We start from the raw sequence: 16,723 nt of genomic DNA, 5'->3' as shown, positions 1-16,723 counted from the left end.
TAAAGACCGGGCCTATAAAATCCACCATTGTTTTTATTAATTTGTCTCAACTTTATATTATGAAGTGCGACAGTTTTCAGCTTTTCTGAATATAGTTTGCATGAACTTTGCTTTTTATGTTGCTCCAAATCATATTTTTTGTCCATTTAGATGTATATATTTGGTATCTATGTCTTGATTTTAACTGCAATATTTGGTGCTTTAGAGCATAGTCAATTAATATCAATGAATCGTATACTCAAAGCATATTTCATTTTTTGTTTATGACGACAATAAAGAATAAAGGAGCATCTCATGAGTTTAGTTGTACCTGCTGAAAAAGCCGATGCCGTACATACCGAAACAGACCGAGTCGAACGCATCTTGGTTGTTGATGATGATGTTCGTCTGCGTACCCTATTGCAACGTTTTCTCGAAGATAAAGGCTTTGTGGTGAAAACTGCACACGATGCCACGCAGATGGATCGACTTTTACAGCGGGAACTGTTTTCTCTGATCGTGCTCGACTTTATGCTTCCGGTCGAAGACGGTTTAAGTATCTGTCGTCGTTTACGCCAATCCAATATCGATACGCCCATTATTATGCTGACCGCGCGCGGCAGCGATTCTGACCGTATTGCAGGGCTTGAAGCCGGTGCGGACGATTACCTGCCTAAACCGTTTAATCCGAATGAATTGCTGGCGCGTATTCGTGCGGTATTGCGTCGTCAAGTGCGTGAAGTACCGGGTGCACCGAGCCAGCAAATGGAAGTGGTCTCATTTGGCCCCTGGTCACTGGATTTATCAACCCGTACATTGACCCGTGAAGGTCAAGTCGTGACTTTAACCACAGGTGAGTTTGCGGTATTGAAAGCTCTGGTTCAGCATCCACGCGAACCGCTCACCCGTGACAAGCTGATGAATCTGGCACGTGGTCGTGAATGGGGTGCCATGGAACGTTCGATTGATGTTCAGGTGTCACGTTTACGCCGTCTGGTTGAAGAAAATCCGGCGCGTGCGCGTTATATTCAGACCGTTTGGGGTGTGGGTTATGTGTTTGTTCCAGATGGTGCGGAGTAAATTAATACCTTGATTCATGACGGAGTCTTATGGTTTAAGCTCATTTATAGGGTTTAACCTGCGGTTCGCCTTACTTTTGTTTCGACAAAAGTAAGCAAAACCATTGTCATCCGCAAAACTCGACAACCTCCGTCATTCAAGCAATTCTCTCGCAGAAACATCATTGACCATCTTGAGTCCTGCCTCAAACAGTTGCGGATGACCTTAACGTGTATCCAACTACGAGGGGAACCCTCCCCTTTTGAGCAAAAGGACGCAGTGTGAAACTCGACCCCATCGACCCACAAAAATTTACCGATTTTGTTACCTACTCAGAAAAAAAACGCACCCGTGGGGAACGCTTTCTAGACAAGATCAAACCGCGTTCTGCCGCCATGCGTACCACAGTTCTGGTGGTCTTTGTGGTCTGTTTCAGCCTGTTCATGTCTTTGTGGTTCTTCTGGCGTACCTTATTTTTACCTGAAATCCAGCAACATGCGCGCTATCTGGCCATGGAACTGGAAATTCTCAATAATCCCGATCTGCGCCTGTATCATAAACAGCAGGAAGTCGATATTGATACCTGGTTAAAAAACCGCGTTGGTATTGAATATGTGACCAATCCGGCAGAGTATCCCACTGTCCGGGAAAAAGTGATTGCAGAATTTTTTACCCGGCAGATCGAAACCAAGCTGGCCAAAGAACTACGTATTGAAGAGGCCACGGTCTATTTCCAGTTTAAACCAAGCCCGCGCATCTGGATCCAGACCCCTGAAATGAATGGTCACTGGGTGCAAGAGCCTTTAAAAACCTATGCCAATTATAGTAATGAGCTGATTCTGGGCTGGTTACTGGGCACGCCGATTATTGTCGGCATTATTATCCTGACCTTGGTGCGTCAGCTGAACCGGCCTTTACGCCGTTTGCAGGATGCTGCCAACAGTTATAGTCGTATCGGTTCGGCGCCCTATCTGGATACCAATCATGGTCCACTGGAAATCCGTCAGGTCAATCATGCTTTTAACCAGATGATTTATACGCTAGATCAGACTGAACGCGAACGCCGCATCATGCTGGCCGGTATTTCACATGACTTGCGCACGCCTCTAACACGGATTCGCCTGAGTGCCGAAATGATGCCGGATGAAGACTTTCTCAAAGAAGGCCTGATTTATGATGTCGAAGATATGGATGCCATCCTGAATCAGTTCATCTCCTATATGCGTGATGGTTCTGATGAAGAGCCGCAGGATACCAATGTCAATGTGCTGCTCCAGGAACTGGTCAAGCAGTTTAAACCGCTCGATATCCGCTTTACGCCACAAGACATCCCTACCATTCAGGCACGCAGCATGTCGCTAAAAAGGCTGATTGGTAATCTGATCAATAATTCGAAACGTTATGGTTCAGAACCGATTGAACTGTCTGCTCATGTAGAAGACGGGCACCTGTTGATTTGTGTTGCAGACCATGGAGAAGGCATCCCGGAAGATCAGATTGAAGCCCTGATGCAGCCTTTTGTACGGGGTAATTCTGCACGGACTGTACAAGGCAGCGGCTTGGGACTGGCAATTGCCAAACGGATTGTCGATATTCACCATGGTCAGTTGCGTATTCATAATCGTCCTGAAGGCGGACTTGAAGCCATCATTTCATTGCCCTTAAATCAGGCTGGCACAGAGACGCCTCCCCCTGCCACCACACTCGATAAAATCCGACAAACCTTGACTGATCACTTTTAAGAAGTGATCAATAATCCAACAAACAACTTTTTAGTTTTTCTATACAATTCATTTTATATTTCATTAAATCAACAATTTAAAAATCATCATTTTTTATTATACCTACATTTAGCTAAAAAATTAGACCTTAGCCTAACACCTATGCACAATACATTTTTTGAGCGGTACAATCCGTCTCATAGTTTAAGAATTAATGAGAGTTAAAATGTCTTTAGATCGTATCCGTTTAGCCTCCCTACACAACAAAGTCATCAGTCCAGAACAAGCGGCTGAATTCATCAAAGATGGCATGACTGTGGGTATGAGTGGCTTTACTCGCGCGGGTGAAGCGAAGGCGGTTCCTTTAGCTTTAGTTCAACAAGCAAAAGCAAATCCATTAAAGATCACGTTAATTACTGGTGCATCACTAGGAAACGATCTAGACAAACAACTGACTGAAGCTGGCGTACTGGCACGTCGTTTACCGTTCCAGGTCGACAACACTTTACGTAAGGCGATCAACAACGGCGAAGTGATGTTCATCGACCAACATTTGTCTGAAACTGTTGAACAAATGCGTAACCAACAGCTGAAAAAACCAGATGTTGCGATCATTGAAGCGGTTGCAATCACTGAAGATGGCGGCATCATTCCAACCACATCTGTAGGTAACTCTGCAAGCTTTGCAATCTTTGCTGAAAAAGTAATTGTAGAAATCAATACCAACTTAAGCCCGGCATTTGAAGGCTTACACGATATCTATATCCCGTCATACCGTCCAACGCGTCAAGCGATTCCTTTGACTCAAGTGGATGAGCGTATCGGGACACATGCGATCAATATTGATCCAGCAAAAATTGTCGGTATCGTATTCAACAATGACTTGCACGACTCACCATCTACAGTGACTGCACCAGATGATGAGACGCAAAGCATCGCCAATCATTTGATCGCTTTCTTTGAAAAAGAAGTGGCTGAAGAGCGTCTACCGAAAAACTTAGGTCCATTACAGGCGGGGATTGGCTCAATTGCCAACGCAGTATTGACCGGTCTGAAAGATTCGAACTTCGAAGACTTGATCATGTACTCAGAAGTACTACAAGACTGTACCTTTGAGTTGATTGATGCAGGCAAAATGAAGTTTGCTTCAGGTTCTTCGATTACCCTGTCTGCTAAATATGGCGAGAAAGTATTTAACAACCTGGAACAATACAAAGACAAACTGGTATTACGTCCACAGGAAATTTCGAACCATCCTGAACTGGTACGTCGTTTAGGTATTATCGGTATCAACACGGCACTTGAGTTTGATATTTACGGTAACGTGAACTCGACTCACGTCTGCGGTACCAAAATGATGAACGGTATTGGTGGTTCAGGTGACTTCGCACGTAATGCGCACCTGGCGATCTTCGTGACCAAATCTATTGCGAAAGGTGGCGACATCTCTTCTGTAGTGCCTTTTGCTTCACATATCGACCATGCGGAACACGATGTAGATATTCTGGTAACTGAACAAGGTTTGGCAGATCTTCGTGGTTTAGCGCCACGTGAGCGTGCCCGTGCAGTGATTGATCACTGTGCACACCCCATGTATCGTGATGCCCTGAATGATTACTTTGACCGTGCTTCTGCAAAAGGCGGCCATACGCCTCATCTGCTTCGTGAAGCGCTGTCTTGGCATTCAAACTTCGAAGAAAATGGTCACATGCTGGCTGTTGAAGCTGCAGTAAAAACTGCATAATTGACTGCATTCGAAAAACGCCCTACGGGGCGTTTTTTTATGGGATTTTTATCTTTCTTGAATAGCCATAAGCAGACTCTCTGGACAAAATCATCAGGCTATCATTCATATTCTCGTCCAATCTTCATGCTGCCAATATGCTGTAGAAATCCCCTTCTGATGCTCAAGGACTTTAAATTCTGATTCTTCACCCTCATACTTAAACACAAGAGTAAATTAGAGACATGACATGCGCGTAGATATCTGGTCAGATGTGGTTTGCCCCTTCTGCTATATTGGTAAAAAACGTTTAGAAGCAGCTGCACAAGAAGCAGGCATTGAACTTGAAGTGCATTGGCACAGTTACCAGCTCGACCCTGAAGCACCAGTGCGCCAGGAAGTGTCCAATTCTGAGCGTCTGGCACAAAAATATGGTCGTAGCGTAGCTGAAGTCGAAGAAATGCAGCGTAATATTGCCGAGATGGCCAAAGCTGAAGGCATTGAATTTAACTGGGAAGGTGCCAACTCAGGCAATACTTTCAATGCGCATCGTATTATTCATCTGGCGCAAAGCAAAGGTTTGGGTACTGATGCACAGGAAGCTTTCTTCTATAGCTATATGACGCAAGGCTTGGCCATTGGAGAGCGTGAAACACTGGAAGATGTCGCAGCACGTATTGGCCTGAATCCGGTCGAGGTCGATGACTTACTGGACTCTGATGAATTTTCCGATTTTGTCAAATTTGATCAGGAAGTGGCACAGGATCAGCTCAAAGTGACTGGTGTACCTTTCTTTGTTTTTGATCAACGTGTGGCCTTGGCAGGCGCGCAGCCTAAAGACGTGTTCTTGCAGGTTTTTGAGAAAGCGCTGGAGACTGCAGCAGAAAATCCGGCTGAATAATACTCAACAGAGAGTTGCAATACGCCTAGGCAATCGAACTCAGAAAATTTATAAAAACATCCCCATTTCAGATGGGGATGTTTTTTGCATGTCATTTACACTCATTGACTTAGTCGACCAGAAAACTAATTTTTAAATTTACACGATATTCCGTGATTTTATTTTCTTTGATGACCACCTTCTGTTCATTGATCCAGGCACCTTGTACATTTTTGATGGTTTCTGTGACTTTTTGAATACCGGTTTGAATCGCATCTTCAAAGCTTTTCGTACTGCTTGAATTAACTTCCACCACTTTTGCAATTGCCATAATGAAACTCTCATTGTAAACATGAATGAAAATCCATCTTAGTTCATTCCCACAGGATTGCAGCAGCGCGTAAACAAGCGACAGCAAAAACTTACATGGATTGAACAAAGCTTTCATCTGAGCAGATGAAAATCTGTTGACCTTATTTTGGCAGTTCATGATATTCAAATTTCCATTGTGACTAACAACCATAAAAGCCCCGTAAACAGCCGAAACCCAGACTAGAGCAAATACACTAATATATTGTTTTGTAGAATAATTTTTCTAATTTTTAGGTGCTGCTTTTGCCGAATCTATCATTTTCTATTCAGCCTTATTTGCTATGATTTCACCCGAATCAAGTTTAAATACTCTCCCCTCTGTTCAAGTTGTTGAACACCCTGATATTAAAGGTCGTCCCATGAATGCTCTTAAATTTGCTTTCGCAGCAACTGTTATGGCTTTTTCTGTTCAAGCATCAGCGCAAATGGCACAAGTGGTTTATCTGCCAGACTTTCCGGCAAGCAAAGCACCTGCTGAAACTGTAAATACAGAAACTGCAACGCCGGCAACTGAAAAAACTGCTTAATACCCAACAAGTTTTTATGCAAACAGGCTGATTGATTCAGCCTGTTTTTTTATATCGATTTAATTTAGCTGCTCTCTGAAGAAAATCTGTATTTTAAAAATTATCGATCATTTCATATTTTGTTATTTTCCATTGATATTGATCGCTTTTTTGTCATTAAATTTACTAGTTTATAAATATAAAACAGTTAAAATAAATCACTATTTCATGTGATCTACGCATATAATTGTAGCAATATAAAAATACTGATAATACAAAAGCATTGTTATGAACAGACTTCAGGCATTGGTGCAGGGCAAAATTTCACCTCAGTCCATTTCTATTGATTTTCTGATTGAAATGGCAGAACGCCATACAGATCCTCATTCTGCTGAATACAAATTAATCGAGTTGGCGCTGAATATGGTGCTGGCCCAAACTTTGGATAAAGCGCTAAAACATATCTAGAGATATAAAATGAATGCTTTAAAAAAAGCACACTTAGTCAAGGAATTACATGAATTGATCCAGCAACTGGAGCATCAGGCTCTACCTCTGTACGACGTGGCCCGTTTCAAAAAAAGAATTCGTGATATCTTTAATCTTTGTGATGAACCTATTTTTAAAAATCAGATTTTAGCGTTTAAAGCCCAGACCCAGCCTGAACTTGCTGCCTATCAATTTTCTGCCAGTACCCCCTATCATCTAAGTTTTCGTGGTTATTTCACCGAGATTCCAGCTCTGGAAAAGGCACTGTATACCCAGCCAGATATAGGCTGGGCAGTTCTACATCATCCTGAGCGTGGCTGGCAGGTCTGGCTAATTCCGGCACCGAAGCATCCTGCACTAAACAGTGAATGGAATGAGTTACAACAATGTTCTATCTGGCTGTCACAGCAACAATTGACAACCGGTCTGCAAGCGGCTCCTCCATTGACTGTACCGGCCTTATCCCTGAATGAAGCAGAAGCCAGCTTAAAAGCGGCGGCCACGACTCGATATCATCGTGGCCGACAAAAAGCAAAAATCAACTCATTAAGCTTAAATCATTCAGATGAACCACACATTCAGATACAGGCCACGTCTGAGTATCTAGATCATCCATTACCCACTGAAACTGCGATTGTGCAGGAAAAAATTATTGTCCCAGAAGTGATCGATTTTCCCACCGAGATTCAACTGGGAGACGTGATTGCACAGGTTCAGCCTTTGACTCCGGAAGATACCAATCTCCAGCGGCTTTGTGCTTTAGAATTGGAGCCTGATGTCGGGCATCCAGCCTATCTGGATATTGTGCTGTATTATGCCGCAGAAGATCACTGGCAGGCACGCCAAGTTTATTTGGTGGAGCAGCTGAATCTGCAAGGCCAGTTTATTAAATATCTGATGCTTTTGGGTGCATCAAGTCAATTACAGGCGCACTATTGTATTGAGCATTGGTTGAGTCAGCATCAGTATCAGGCTGCTGCGATTAAATCGCTGTCGTGGCCTCAATTAAGTACAGGTTTCACGCAATTGCATCTGTTGTCAAAAGCCTATTTGCAACAAGCAGAAATAGTCTGGACACAACCCGATTATTATCCTTATATTCCGGCAGATTCGATTCAGAAACAAAAATTTATCTCATTTGAGGAAGCCCTTGCGGATTTCTCTACACCGATACTCTTATTGCAAGAACATCAGCGAATACGCGTGATTCATGGTGAAAAACGCCTGTCTCTCGCAGAGGATGAACTGGCCTATCCATCTATCTTGCTGCAACGTGATCAACAGCTAAACTGGCAAAAAATTCACACGATTATTTTAATGATGTCGCAACCCATTCAGGTCATGGAGCTTTATCAGGCAATTCAGACTCAAATCATTGAATAATTGCTGTTATTTTGTAGCTTTAACTTGCTTTTTATCGCTATATTTAAGAAAACTACAGCTGAATAAAAGAATACAAGAGTAATAAATATCTCATGCAAATAAATCGAATTACTCAGATCTTCCTGCTCTCTCTTGGCATGGGAATCAGCAGTAGCATGTCTTGGGCAAATTCAGTAAAAGATGCTTCTTCAGACCAGGAAAAAAACTCGGAGAGTGTTGAGCCGGCACGTTCAGGACTGCTGGATCAAATTCCGCGTTTGATTGATGCAACACCAACCATTCTTCCAGAGCAGTCGAATACCGCCATCGTCCCGCCAACGTTAGAAACGGAAAATCATTCATGGGCCGATCAGAAACAGAAAGGCATCCGAGAATGGGCAGATCGTACTGCGCATAAAATTGATAACTGGTTTGGTGAAACTGATCCGGATCAGCCGGCTGCCGCCACACTGCGTGTCATTTTGGATAATCGCTGGGATGAATATGAGGGTTATGAGATTAAGCCCCGTATCCGTGGCAGAATCAAACTTCCCACTTTAGAGCAAAAGCTGAGTCTGGTCTTCGGTGATGACAGTCTGGACAATGAATTAGACAGTAATGTCGCGATTACCAATGAAAATCCGGCAACATCTGGAGATAAGCGTCTCGATACCAAGCGCGCACGCCAGGATAACAGCTCATTCGCCTTACGCTGGTCGGAATGGTCAGACCGGATTCCTTTTGAAACCGATCTGGATCTGGGTTTACGCTCCGGAGATGATATTTACCTGCGCGTCAAAGCCAGTAAAGATTGGACACTGGAAAATGACTACTTTTTTCATGCCGAACAGATTTATCGCTACGGGATTCAAAGTGAAAACTATTTGCGTACCAATCTGGAACTGATCCATGCCCGTCCCAATCAGGCATTTTTTTCCAATCAGCTCAGTCTGACCTATGCAGATGATCAAGATGATGATCTGACCTGGGACAACTATACCTTTAGGCAACATCAGTTTTTTCAGGACAACCGTTTTAGCTATGGTATTTATACTGGCGGTTATCTAAATGACAAGGATCTGCGTCTGAATCGCTGGGGACCGTATGTGTCCTGGAGACAGCCTTTTTTACGTGAATGGTTTTTTGTCCAGACCGACCTCAACTATCTGAATGATCATCGCGAAGATCGTGATCACTATGTTGGTGCTTTGGTGCGTTTAGAGGCATTGTTTTAAACTCAAGCGCGGTGCAAAGCTAAAAAATCCCTCCGTAGAGGTAATGCTGATCAGTTAAGGAGTTTAGAAATAGACTCTTTAACTTTTTAGTCGTTCACGACGGAGTCTTAAATTTATAAATCAAATACTTAAAAATAATTTGTTACTTTGGTTTCGCCCAAATGAGAAGCGAAGCTTCGCAAGGAAGGCATCTTGCGAAGCAACACTCCTCACCGCAAAACTCGTCAACCACCATCGATTAGTAAATTTGTCGCAGAAACAATCATTTTTAAATCTTGCAGTGCAATACACCTCATGCCTTAAACAGTTGCGGATGACTTTTCTATCTATCAGATATAATCATGAATTTGAAAAAGAAAATGCCAGTCAATTCCTTAACTGACTGGCATTACTCCGTAGAGGGATTTTTTAGCTTAGAGCATCATGTATTAAGCAAGCAACAAGCTATTGATACGCTTCACATACTCAGCAGGATTTTCTGGTAATCCGCCTTCTGCAATCACCGCCTGATCAAAGATCACATTGGCCAGATCGTCAAACTGCGCTGAGCCATCCAGTTTTTTCACCAAAGGATGTTCCGGGTTGATTTCCAGAATCGGCTTCATATCCGGTACAGGCTGACCTGCATCTTTTAGCATACGGATTAATTGTGGAGATAGTTCCCCTTCTCCAGTCACCAGACAGGCCGGTGAATCGACCAGACGCGTAGTCACGCGCACTTCTTTGGTCTTGTCTTTGAGTGAATCAGTCAGCTTCTCGACCACCGGTTTAAACTGGGCTGCGGCTTCTTCAAGTGCTTTTTTCTCTTCAGCATCCTGAAGATCGCCCAAATCAACTGCACCCTTAGACACGTTTTGCAACGGCGTGCCATCGAACTCATTCACAAAGTTCATCGCCCATTCATCTACGCGTTCGGTCATGAGCAGAACTTCAATGCCTTTCTTCTTGAACAGTTCCAGCTGCGGTGAATTCTTTGCAGCATTCAGGCTGTCTGCAGTCACATAATAGATGGCTTTCTGGCCATCTTTCATGCCTGCTTTATAGTCTGCCAATGACGTGCTGACTTCATCATTGTTCGAGGTTGCATAACGCAGCAGTTTCAAAATACGTTCACGGTTGGCAAAATCTTCACCCAGGCCTTCTTTCAACACTGAAGCAAATTCCTGATGGAAAGTCTTGAATTTTTCCTGATCTTTTTCATCTTCAGATTTGGCCAGATGATCCAGAATCGTCAGGATACGGCGGGCATTCCCGTCACGGATGGTTTTCACATCGCGGCTTTCTTGCAGTAACTCACGGCTGACGTTCAGTGGTAAATCGGCACTGTCTACCACGCCTTGTACAAAGCGCAGGTAATTCGGAATCAGATTATCCGCATCATCCATAATAAAGACGCGTTTCACATACAGCTTGATGCCGGCTTTTGATTCACGGGTGAAAATGTCATGTGGGGCTTTGCTTGGAATATACAATAACTGGGTATATTCAGTACTGCCTTCCACCCGGTTATGCGCCCAAGCCAATGGCGCCGTGAAATCATGGCTTAAGTTTTTATAGAACTCGACATATTGTTCTTCAGTAATTTCAGACTTGCTCCGTGTCCAGAGTGCGCTGGCCGAGTTAATCGCTTCCCACTCATCAGTCTTGACATACTGGCCACCTTTCGGTGTTTCACCTTCAGCCGCTTCTTCCTCCTGCCAGACTTCTTTTTGCATCTGGATTGGCAGGCTGATGTGGTCTGAGTATTTATTAATAATTTGCTTAACCTTATGGCTTTGCAAATAGTCCAGCGCATCGTCACGCAGATGCAGAATAATATCGGTACCACGACCTGCTTTTTGAATTTGTTCAACTTCAAATTCACCAGTACCGCCACTAATCCAGCGTACACCTTCAGATGCATCTGCACCGGCACGACGTGATTCTACCGTGATCTTGTCTGCCACAATAAAACCTGAATAGAAACCGACCCCAAACTGGCCAATCAGCTGGGCATCGGCCTTCTGGTCACCGGTCAGTTTAGACATAAAGTCTTTGGTGCCCGATTTGGCAATGGTGCCTAAATTATCAATAGCTTCCTGTTCGCTTAGACCAATTCCGTTATCTGAAATGGTAATGGTCTTATTCTCTGCATCAAGGCTGACACGAACACGTAAATCCGGATCATTTTCATAAAATTCGGGATGATTGATCCCTTCAAAACGCAATTTGTCACAAGCATCCGAGGCATTCGAAATCAGTTCGCGCAGAAAAATTTCAGGGTTTGAATAAAGCGAATGGGTCACGAGATGTAGTAACTGAGCCACTTCAGCCTGGAAACTATGTTTTTGTGCGTTAGACTCACTCATTAATCACTCCTTTTATTTTAAATACAGGTCAATACTGTTGCCTATATGAATGGAGTGAGTTCCTCAATTTTCAATAGTCAGTGGTATATTTTTTCACAAGATATTTTTGAGCACTTGATCTGGCAGGGTTTTAATCTTTGCCAGACCGACTGTCAGACTTAATAAGGCCCAAGCTTATAAATGCGCTGAAACTGCAAGTCCAGTTGCTGTTGACGCATATTATAGACTTGGTTCAGGCAAGAGACCGATTCCAGACACTGGTCGCGAAACTGCAACCATTTGACCTGATCGCGCTGTATCACTGAACGCGTGCCCATGGGAACCATACGCCGTAAGATATGATAGCTGGTACTCATTTTGACATCGGCATCATTAAGCAGACGATGTTCACAAATGGCTTTTTCGGTCACGGTTTCAGCTTTCTGACAATCAAAACTTGCGGCATAGGCAGGTGCGACCAACAGGCCGCAGAAGATCACAATACTCTTCATTAAAAATCTCATGCTGATCTTCCTTATTATTCAATTATTAAGTCGTATTCAATTAATATTTACTTTATTCGTTTTAATATATTTGAACATTGCCAATCTGCTCAATTTCAATAGGTTATAAATCGTTGTTATTTTGAAAAAAAAGCCTCATACAAGATGAGGCCTTTGGAAAATCAATCCAGAAATATGAAAGCTTAGAATTTATAGCTATAGCCGACTGTATATACCCAAGGATTTACCTTTAATTCACCCAAGTCGACTTTTGTACCATCAGGCGTTGTCAAAGTAAGATCTGTTTCAACTTGAGCGTAGCGAACATCTGCAAATACACCCCAGTTTTTAGCATCGGCTGGCTGGAAGTTAAAACCAACCTGACCGGCTACACCATAAGCGACATCTGCATCAAGCTTATGACCTGGTAATGCAATTTCCTCATCCCAAGGAACCACTACGGTTGCACCAATACCGACATAAGGAGTAAAGCGAGTTGAATTTTTAAAGTTGTATTTAGCAGTAATCGTTGGTGGTAAGTGCTTAAACTCAGCTGTTTTCTCACCAAAAGCTTCAGTTGCAACATCATGCGTAAATGGCGTTGCTAAAAGAACTTCTACTGACAGAGGTGAATTTTCAAAAAAATACTCAACAGATGGAGTAAAACCAATTTCATTACTTACTTCTGCTTTTCCAGCAATATTCAATGTCCCGTTGTCGTCATTCTGTGGCGCCAATACAGAACCACCGACTTTCACTTGCCATTGACCTGCCATCGCAGATGCAGAAAGACCCATTAATGCAATTATAGCAACTTGTTTTAACATTTTAAAATACCCCACTGGAAGATTATTTATTAAGAATTTAAATATTAATTTAATGATAAACGTGGAGGGATTTAATATGCAATAGAGATTATAAAACTAAATTACAAATATTATTTAAGTTATTGTTTTTATATATTATTTATTTTAAATATACTAAATTGGTTGGTTTTAATACCAACTAATCCAATCAGATTTAAATAAGGTTATTTAAAGAAATAAACTCATTTTTATATTTAAAACTATTAAAACATGTATTTTAAATATATATTATAAAGCTATTTAAAATACTCCTTGAGTGAATTTAATATTCACTCAAGTCCGTATAATTAAATTACAGCACCATCGCCGCAATCCAGCCAAAAATCATCAGCGGGATATTAAAATGAATGAAAGTTGGAACCACACTGTCTTTCATATGGTCATGCTGACCATCCATATTCAGACCGGATGTTGGGCCTAGAGTTGAATCTGACGCTGGAGAGCCGGCATCGCCTAAAGCCGCCGCAGTCCCGATAATGGCAATGGTCGCAGCCGGGCTGAAACCAAACTGGATACACAGCGGAACATAAATAATCGCCAGAATAGGAATAGTCGAGAAAGACGAACCAATGCCCAATGTGATCAGCAAACCAATCAACAGCATCAGAAATGCGGCCAGTGCCTGACTATTACCAATCCAGTTTACTGATGCTTCAACCAAGGTTGGTACCTGATTAGTCGCTTCAATCACCGCGGCAAAGCCTTGTGCCGCAATCATGATAAAGCCAACTAGCGCCATCATGCGCATACCGGTAATGATCACATCATCCGCTTCTTTCCATTTAAAGATCCCGGCACAACTCAGGATCGCGACACCGACCAGACCAGCCAGAATCATCGAGTCTGAATAAAGCTGTACCGCCAATGTGGCAATAACTGCAAGACCTGCCATCCAGATGGTAAATTTGGCAATCTGCGGTTTAACCTGCTCAGCCACACCCAATTCAGCGGAAATACTTTGCTGTTCCTGGACATGAATATCTTGATATTGACGTGGTTTGCGATAGCTAATAAAGATCGCCACCAATAAGCCTACAAACATCCCGAATACTGGAATTGCCATCGCAGATGGAATCTGGTCATAGCTAATTTCAAATCCGTATGGCTTACCAAAGGTATTGATGTTATGACCCAGAATGTCATTCAGGAAGATTGCACCAAAACCGACTGGAATCAGCATATAGGTTCCCACCAGACCAAATGTCAGCAAACAGGCAATCAAACGACGGTCGAGCTTTAAATGGTTAAATACAGTCAATAATGGTGGAATCAGGACTGGAATAAAGGCGATATGTACCGGAATCACGTTCTGGGAAAATACCGCAGCAATGGCTACTGTAAAAAAGATCAGATATTTCACCCGGTTTTGTGCTTTAAAATCAGCCTCACCTTTTAAGGTGTTGATCATTTTATACGCCAACAAATCCGGCAAACCTGAACGTGCCAACGCCAAAGCAAATGCACCTAAAATACCGTAAGCCAAGGCAATTTTGGCACCGCCGCCCAAGCCATTGTTAAACGCGTCCAAGGTTCCCTGAAGGCCAAGACCTGCCAGTAAACCACCCGTAACAGCACCAATGACCAGGGCAAAAACCACAGGTACACGTGCCAATGAGAGTCCGAACATGACTCCAATAGCAGCAAGAATTGCGAACATAATGAATCGGAATAGAGAGAAAGCGGCTATTTTATCAGAAAATTCGGATAAAAATTCCGCCACTTTTCCTTTCAGCAGTCATGTTCAGTGCTGAGGCTGATTAGACGACTTCAGCAGATTGACGCTGAATAAAGTGATCAATTAATTGAGCCACTTGTTCTGGCTGGCTCAGAATTGCCCAGTGATTGGCGTCCAGTTCCACTTTAGAGAAATTATCGACCCATTTTGCCATCTCATCGACCAGATCAGGCCCGACAAACTGGTCATATTTCAGTACAATCGCTTGTACCGGACAGATGGCAAAGCGCTGCCGTGGTCGGGCCAAACGCGGTAAAAAATTGGCCCGATACAGGTTTACCCCATACTTGCCATCTTTGACGATCTTCGGGTTCAGCGGCAGATCGTCCCGTCTTTCTAATTGCCGGACAATCTTGGCCCAGCGCTGCGGATTAAAAAAATTCCAGGCCAAGGGGGCTAGTAAAGGCAACTGAAATACCGCGATATACCAGGACTTGCTCATTTGCTTTAAAAATTTTGCTTTGTCTTGATTGAACTGCTCGCGCATCCAGAAAGCAGCATGATCCAGACAAGGGCCAGACAGCGTGCTATAAGACAGAATTCGGCCTTTGAATCTTAAATCTGTGACAGATTCCCAAGACTGAATTGAACCCCAGTCATGCGCTGCCAGATGAAAACCACGATTCGGCAATACCTTACTCACTACCTCTTCCAGATCCTGACTTAAGCGTGCCAGGCGGTAATCCGAAATTTTTTGAGGAATACTGGACTCACCTGCGCCACGTACATCATAGCTCACAACAAAATAATCCTGACTCAAATAAGCAATGACTGGCTCCCAAACCGCTTGATGATCAGGATAGCCATGAACCAGTACCAAGGCCGGCTGTTCTGGTTGTCCATAAGTTTTGACACAGAGACGCTGCTGATCCGTGGTATCGACCCATTGCATGTGCATTTCCATCTTTTGATCCTGTTTTTATTATTGACCACTTAGTTTATAAATCGGCATGATTGATCAATGCCAGCGCATTTTTGTTGCTCTAGTATGCATAATCACAGCCGCAAAAAGAATGTCAGTATGAGCCTATTCCAGAAAATTCAAAAACTGCCTCTGGTTTCAAAATTTATTCTGAACCGCTATGCCCCTTATCGTGGTGCAGGCATTGAAATTAATAAGATTGATTTTAATCATTATCACGTTCGGGTCAAAATGCCGCTGACCCGTAAAAACCAGAATATTGTCGGTGTGCATTTTGGTGGCAGCCTGTATTCGATGGTCGATCCCTTTTACATGTTATTGCTGATGCATCATTTGGGGCCGAAATATCTGGTCTGGGATAAAGGCGCCAGCATTCAGTTTTTGGCACCGGGTCGCGGCACAGTGGTGGCGGACATTCGGATTTCTGCTGAAGAAATTGCCACGATTATCAATCTGGCAGCCGATAATGCGCCAGTGTATCGCCATTACCAGCTCAATATCTATGATGAGGCTGGCGTTCGAATTGCCGAAGTACAAAAAACGGTTTATATCCGGCGCAAACAAAGCAAAGGAAAAATTCAAAAAACTGGATAAGGTAAAAGCGCCACATGGGCGCTTTTAGATCTGAATCGATTTAAAGTCAGTGTAGACTTAACGACGGCGGTTATCCTGTTCGATCGCAGCACCTGCGCCACCACCGATTGCACCACCAATCGCAGCACCAGCATTCCCACCGAATATGCTTTTACCTACAGCTGAGCCTACAGCACCGCCGACACCACTATAGGTCGCATTACGGTTTGAGCCACCTTGGGACTTACTTCCCACGGCTGCGCCTGCACCACCACCGACTGCAGAACCAAGACCACCCCCGACACTATTACCTACACCACCACCGACTGCACCACCTAAGGCGGCAGCACCGATACGCTGCTCATTGGCAGACATACTTTCACAACCTGCCAGCATAAAGGTGGAGAGAGTTGCAACTGCCATCACACCCATTAATTTTTTCATGACTTTGGCCTTCCTTTTCATACTTTA

At 43.4% G+C, this 16,723-nt stretch carries 16 protein-coding genes; 9 read left to right on the top strand and 7 right to left on the bottom strand.

Translation table 11 applies throughout. The annotated features are described in order from the left end of the window. The first annotated feature begins 294 nt into the window (after positions 1 to 294). From ompR to FTV29_RS01170, 4 genes are all read left to right on the top strand, one after another. Positions 295 to 1,059 (top strand): two-component system response regulator OmpR, encoded by a 765-nt coding sequence (gene ompR / locus FTV29_RS01185; protein WP_004278590.1) that lies wholly within the window; start codon positions 295 to 297, stop codon positions 1,057 to 1,059. Positions 1,060 to 1,319: 260 nt separating this feature from the next. Next, positions 1,320 to 2,780, top strand: coding sequence for an ATP-binding protein (locus FTV29_RS01180; RefSeq protein ID WP_180074971.1), 1,461 nt, complete (start codon positions 1,320 to 1,322; stop codon positions 2,778 to 2,780). A gap of 205 nt (positions 2,781 to 2,985) precedes the next feature. Further along, a complete protein-coding gene (locus FTV29_RS01175; RefSeq protein WP_005095307.1) occupies positions 2,986 to 4,503 on the top strand; it encodes an acetyl-CoA hydrolase/transferase family protein in 1,518 nt (505 codons plus the stop codon). Between the two features lie 229 nt (positions 4,504 to 4,732). Then, positions 4,733 to 5,383 carry a DsbA family oxidoreductase gene (locus tag FTV29_RS01170; RefSeq protein WP_005095305.1) on the top strand — a complete coding sequence of 217 codons (651 nt, stop codon included), beginning with the start codon at positions 4,733 to 4,735 and terminating at the stop codon, positions 5,381 to 5,383. Between the two features lie 109 nt (positions 5,384 to 5,492). On the opposite strand, the gene FTV29_RS01165 is transcribed toward FTV29_RS01170, so the two are convergent. Then, on the bottom strand, positions 5,493 to 5,693 hold the full coding sequence (locus tag FTV29_RS01165) for a dodecin family protein (RefSeq protein ID WP_005095303.1): 201 nt from the start codon (positions 5,691 to 5,693) through the stop codon (positions 5,493 to 5,495). A 400-nt stretch (positions 5,694 to 6,093) separates the two neighbouring features. Between FTV29_RS01165 and FTV29_RS01160 the strand changes: the two genes are divergently transcribed. The 4 genes from FTV29_RS01160 to FTV29_RS01145 all read left to right on the top strand — a co-directional run bounded on the left by FTV29_RS01160 (position 6,094) and on the right by FTV29_RS01145 (position 9,326). Beyond that, positions 6,094 to 6,261, top strand: coding sequence for a hypothetical protein (locus FTV29_RS01160; protein ID WP_171063334.1), 168 nt, complete (start codon positions 6,094 to 6,096; stop codon positions 6,259 to 6,261). Between the two features lie 267 nt (positions 6,262 to 6,528). Beyond that, complete coding sequence (locus FTV29_RS01155; protein ID WP_005095300.1) at positions 6,529 to 6,708, top strand: hypothetical protein; 180 nt, start codon at positions 6,529 to 6,531, stop codon at positions 6,706 to 6,708. A gap of 9 nt (positions 6,709 to 6,717) precedes the next feature. After that, a complete protein-coding gene (locus FTV29_RS01150; RefSeq protein ID WP_180074970.1) occupies positions 6,718 to 8,112 on the top strand; it encodes a hypothetical protein in 1,395 nt (464 codons plus the stop codon). A 92-nt stretch (positions 8,113 to 8,204) separates the two neighbouring features. Continuing rightward, positions 8,205 to 9,326 carry a hypothetical protein gene (locus FTV29_RS01145; protein ID WP_180000155.1) on the top strand — a complete coding sequence of 374 codons (1,122 nt, stop codon included), beginning with the start codon at positions 8,205 to 8,207 and terminating at the stop codon, positions 9,324 to 9,326. Positions 9,327 to 9,754: 428 nt separating this feature from the next. Here FTV29_RS01145 and htpG read toward each other — a convergent pair whose 3' ends face one another. The 5 genes from htpG to FTV29_RS01120 form a co-directional block, all read right to left on the bottom strand. Next, positions 9,755 to 11,674, bottom strand: coding sequence for a molecular chaperone HtpG (gene htpG / locus FTV29_RS01140; RefSeq protein ID WP_074383935.1), 1,920 nt, complete (start codon positions 11,672 to 11,674; stop codon positions 9,755 to 9,757). A 158-nt stretch (positions 11,675 to 11,832) separates the two neighbouring features. Further along, positions 11,833 to 12,177 carry a lysozyme inhibitor LprI family protein gene (locus FTV29_RS01135; protein ID WP_005095291.1) on the bottom strand — a complete coding sequence of 115 codons (345 nt, stop codon included), beginning with the start codon at positions 12,175 to 12,177 and terminating at the stop codon, positions 11,833 to 11,835. Positions 12,178 to 12,359: 182 nt separating this feature from the next. Further along, positions 12,360 to 12,983, bottom strand: a complete 624-nt coding sequence (locus FTV29_RS01130) for an OmpW family protein (RefSeq protein ID WP_180071884.1) — start codon at positions 12,981 to 12,983, stop codon at positions 12,360 to 12,362. A gap of 331 nt (positions 12,984 to 13,314) precedes the next feature. Beyond that, the gene (locus FTV29_RS01125; protein WP_005173021.1) at positions 13,315 to 14,679 is read right to left on the bottom strand and encodes a Na+/H+ antiporter family protein; all 1,365 of its coding nucleotides are present in this window, start codon (positions 14,677 to 14,679) and stop codon (positions 13,315 to 13,317) included. Between the two features lie 100 nt (positions 14,680 to 14,779). Continuing rightward, positions 14,780 to 15,661, bottom strand: a complete 882-nt coding sequence (locus FTV29_RS01120; RefSeq protein WP_180071883.1) for an alpha/beta fold hydrolase — start codon at positions 15,659 to 15,661, stop codon at positions 14,780 to 14,782. 117 nt (positions 15,662 to 15,778) lie between these two features. On the opposite strand from FTV29_RS01120, the gene FTV29_RS01115 reads away from it, so the two are divergent. Beyond that, positions 15,779 to 16,273 (top strand): DUF4442 domain-containing protein, encoded by a 495-nt coding sequence (locus FTV29_RS01115; protein ID WP_218208693.1) that lies wholly within the window; start codon positions 15,779 to 15,781, stop codon positions 16,271 to 16,273. A 57-nt stretch (positions 16,274 to 16,330) separates the two neighbouring features. Here the strand turns inward: FTV29_RS01115 and FTV29_RS01110 are convergent, their stop codons facing one another. Next, a complete protein-coding gene (locus FTV29_RS01110; protein WP_005095281.1) occupies positions 16,331 to 16,696 on the bottom strand; it encodes a hypothetical protein in 366 nt (121 codons plus the stop codon). Between the last annotated feature and the right edge of the window lie 27 nt (positions 16,697 to 16,723).

Origin of the sequence: Acinetobacter sp. YH12254 (assembly GCF_013417415.1) — a bacterium.
In the GTDB taxonomy this organism is placed as follows: Bacteria; Pseudomonadota; Gammaproteobacteria; order Pseudomonadales; family Moraxellaceae; genus Acinetobacter; species Acinetobacter pseudolwoffii.
The sequence above is the reverse complement of the archived record's forward strand: the minus strand, read 5'-3'. Positions and strand labels throughout refer to the sequence as shown.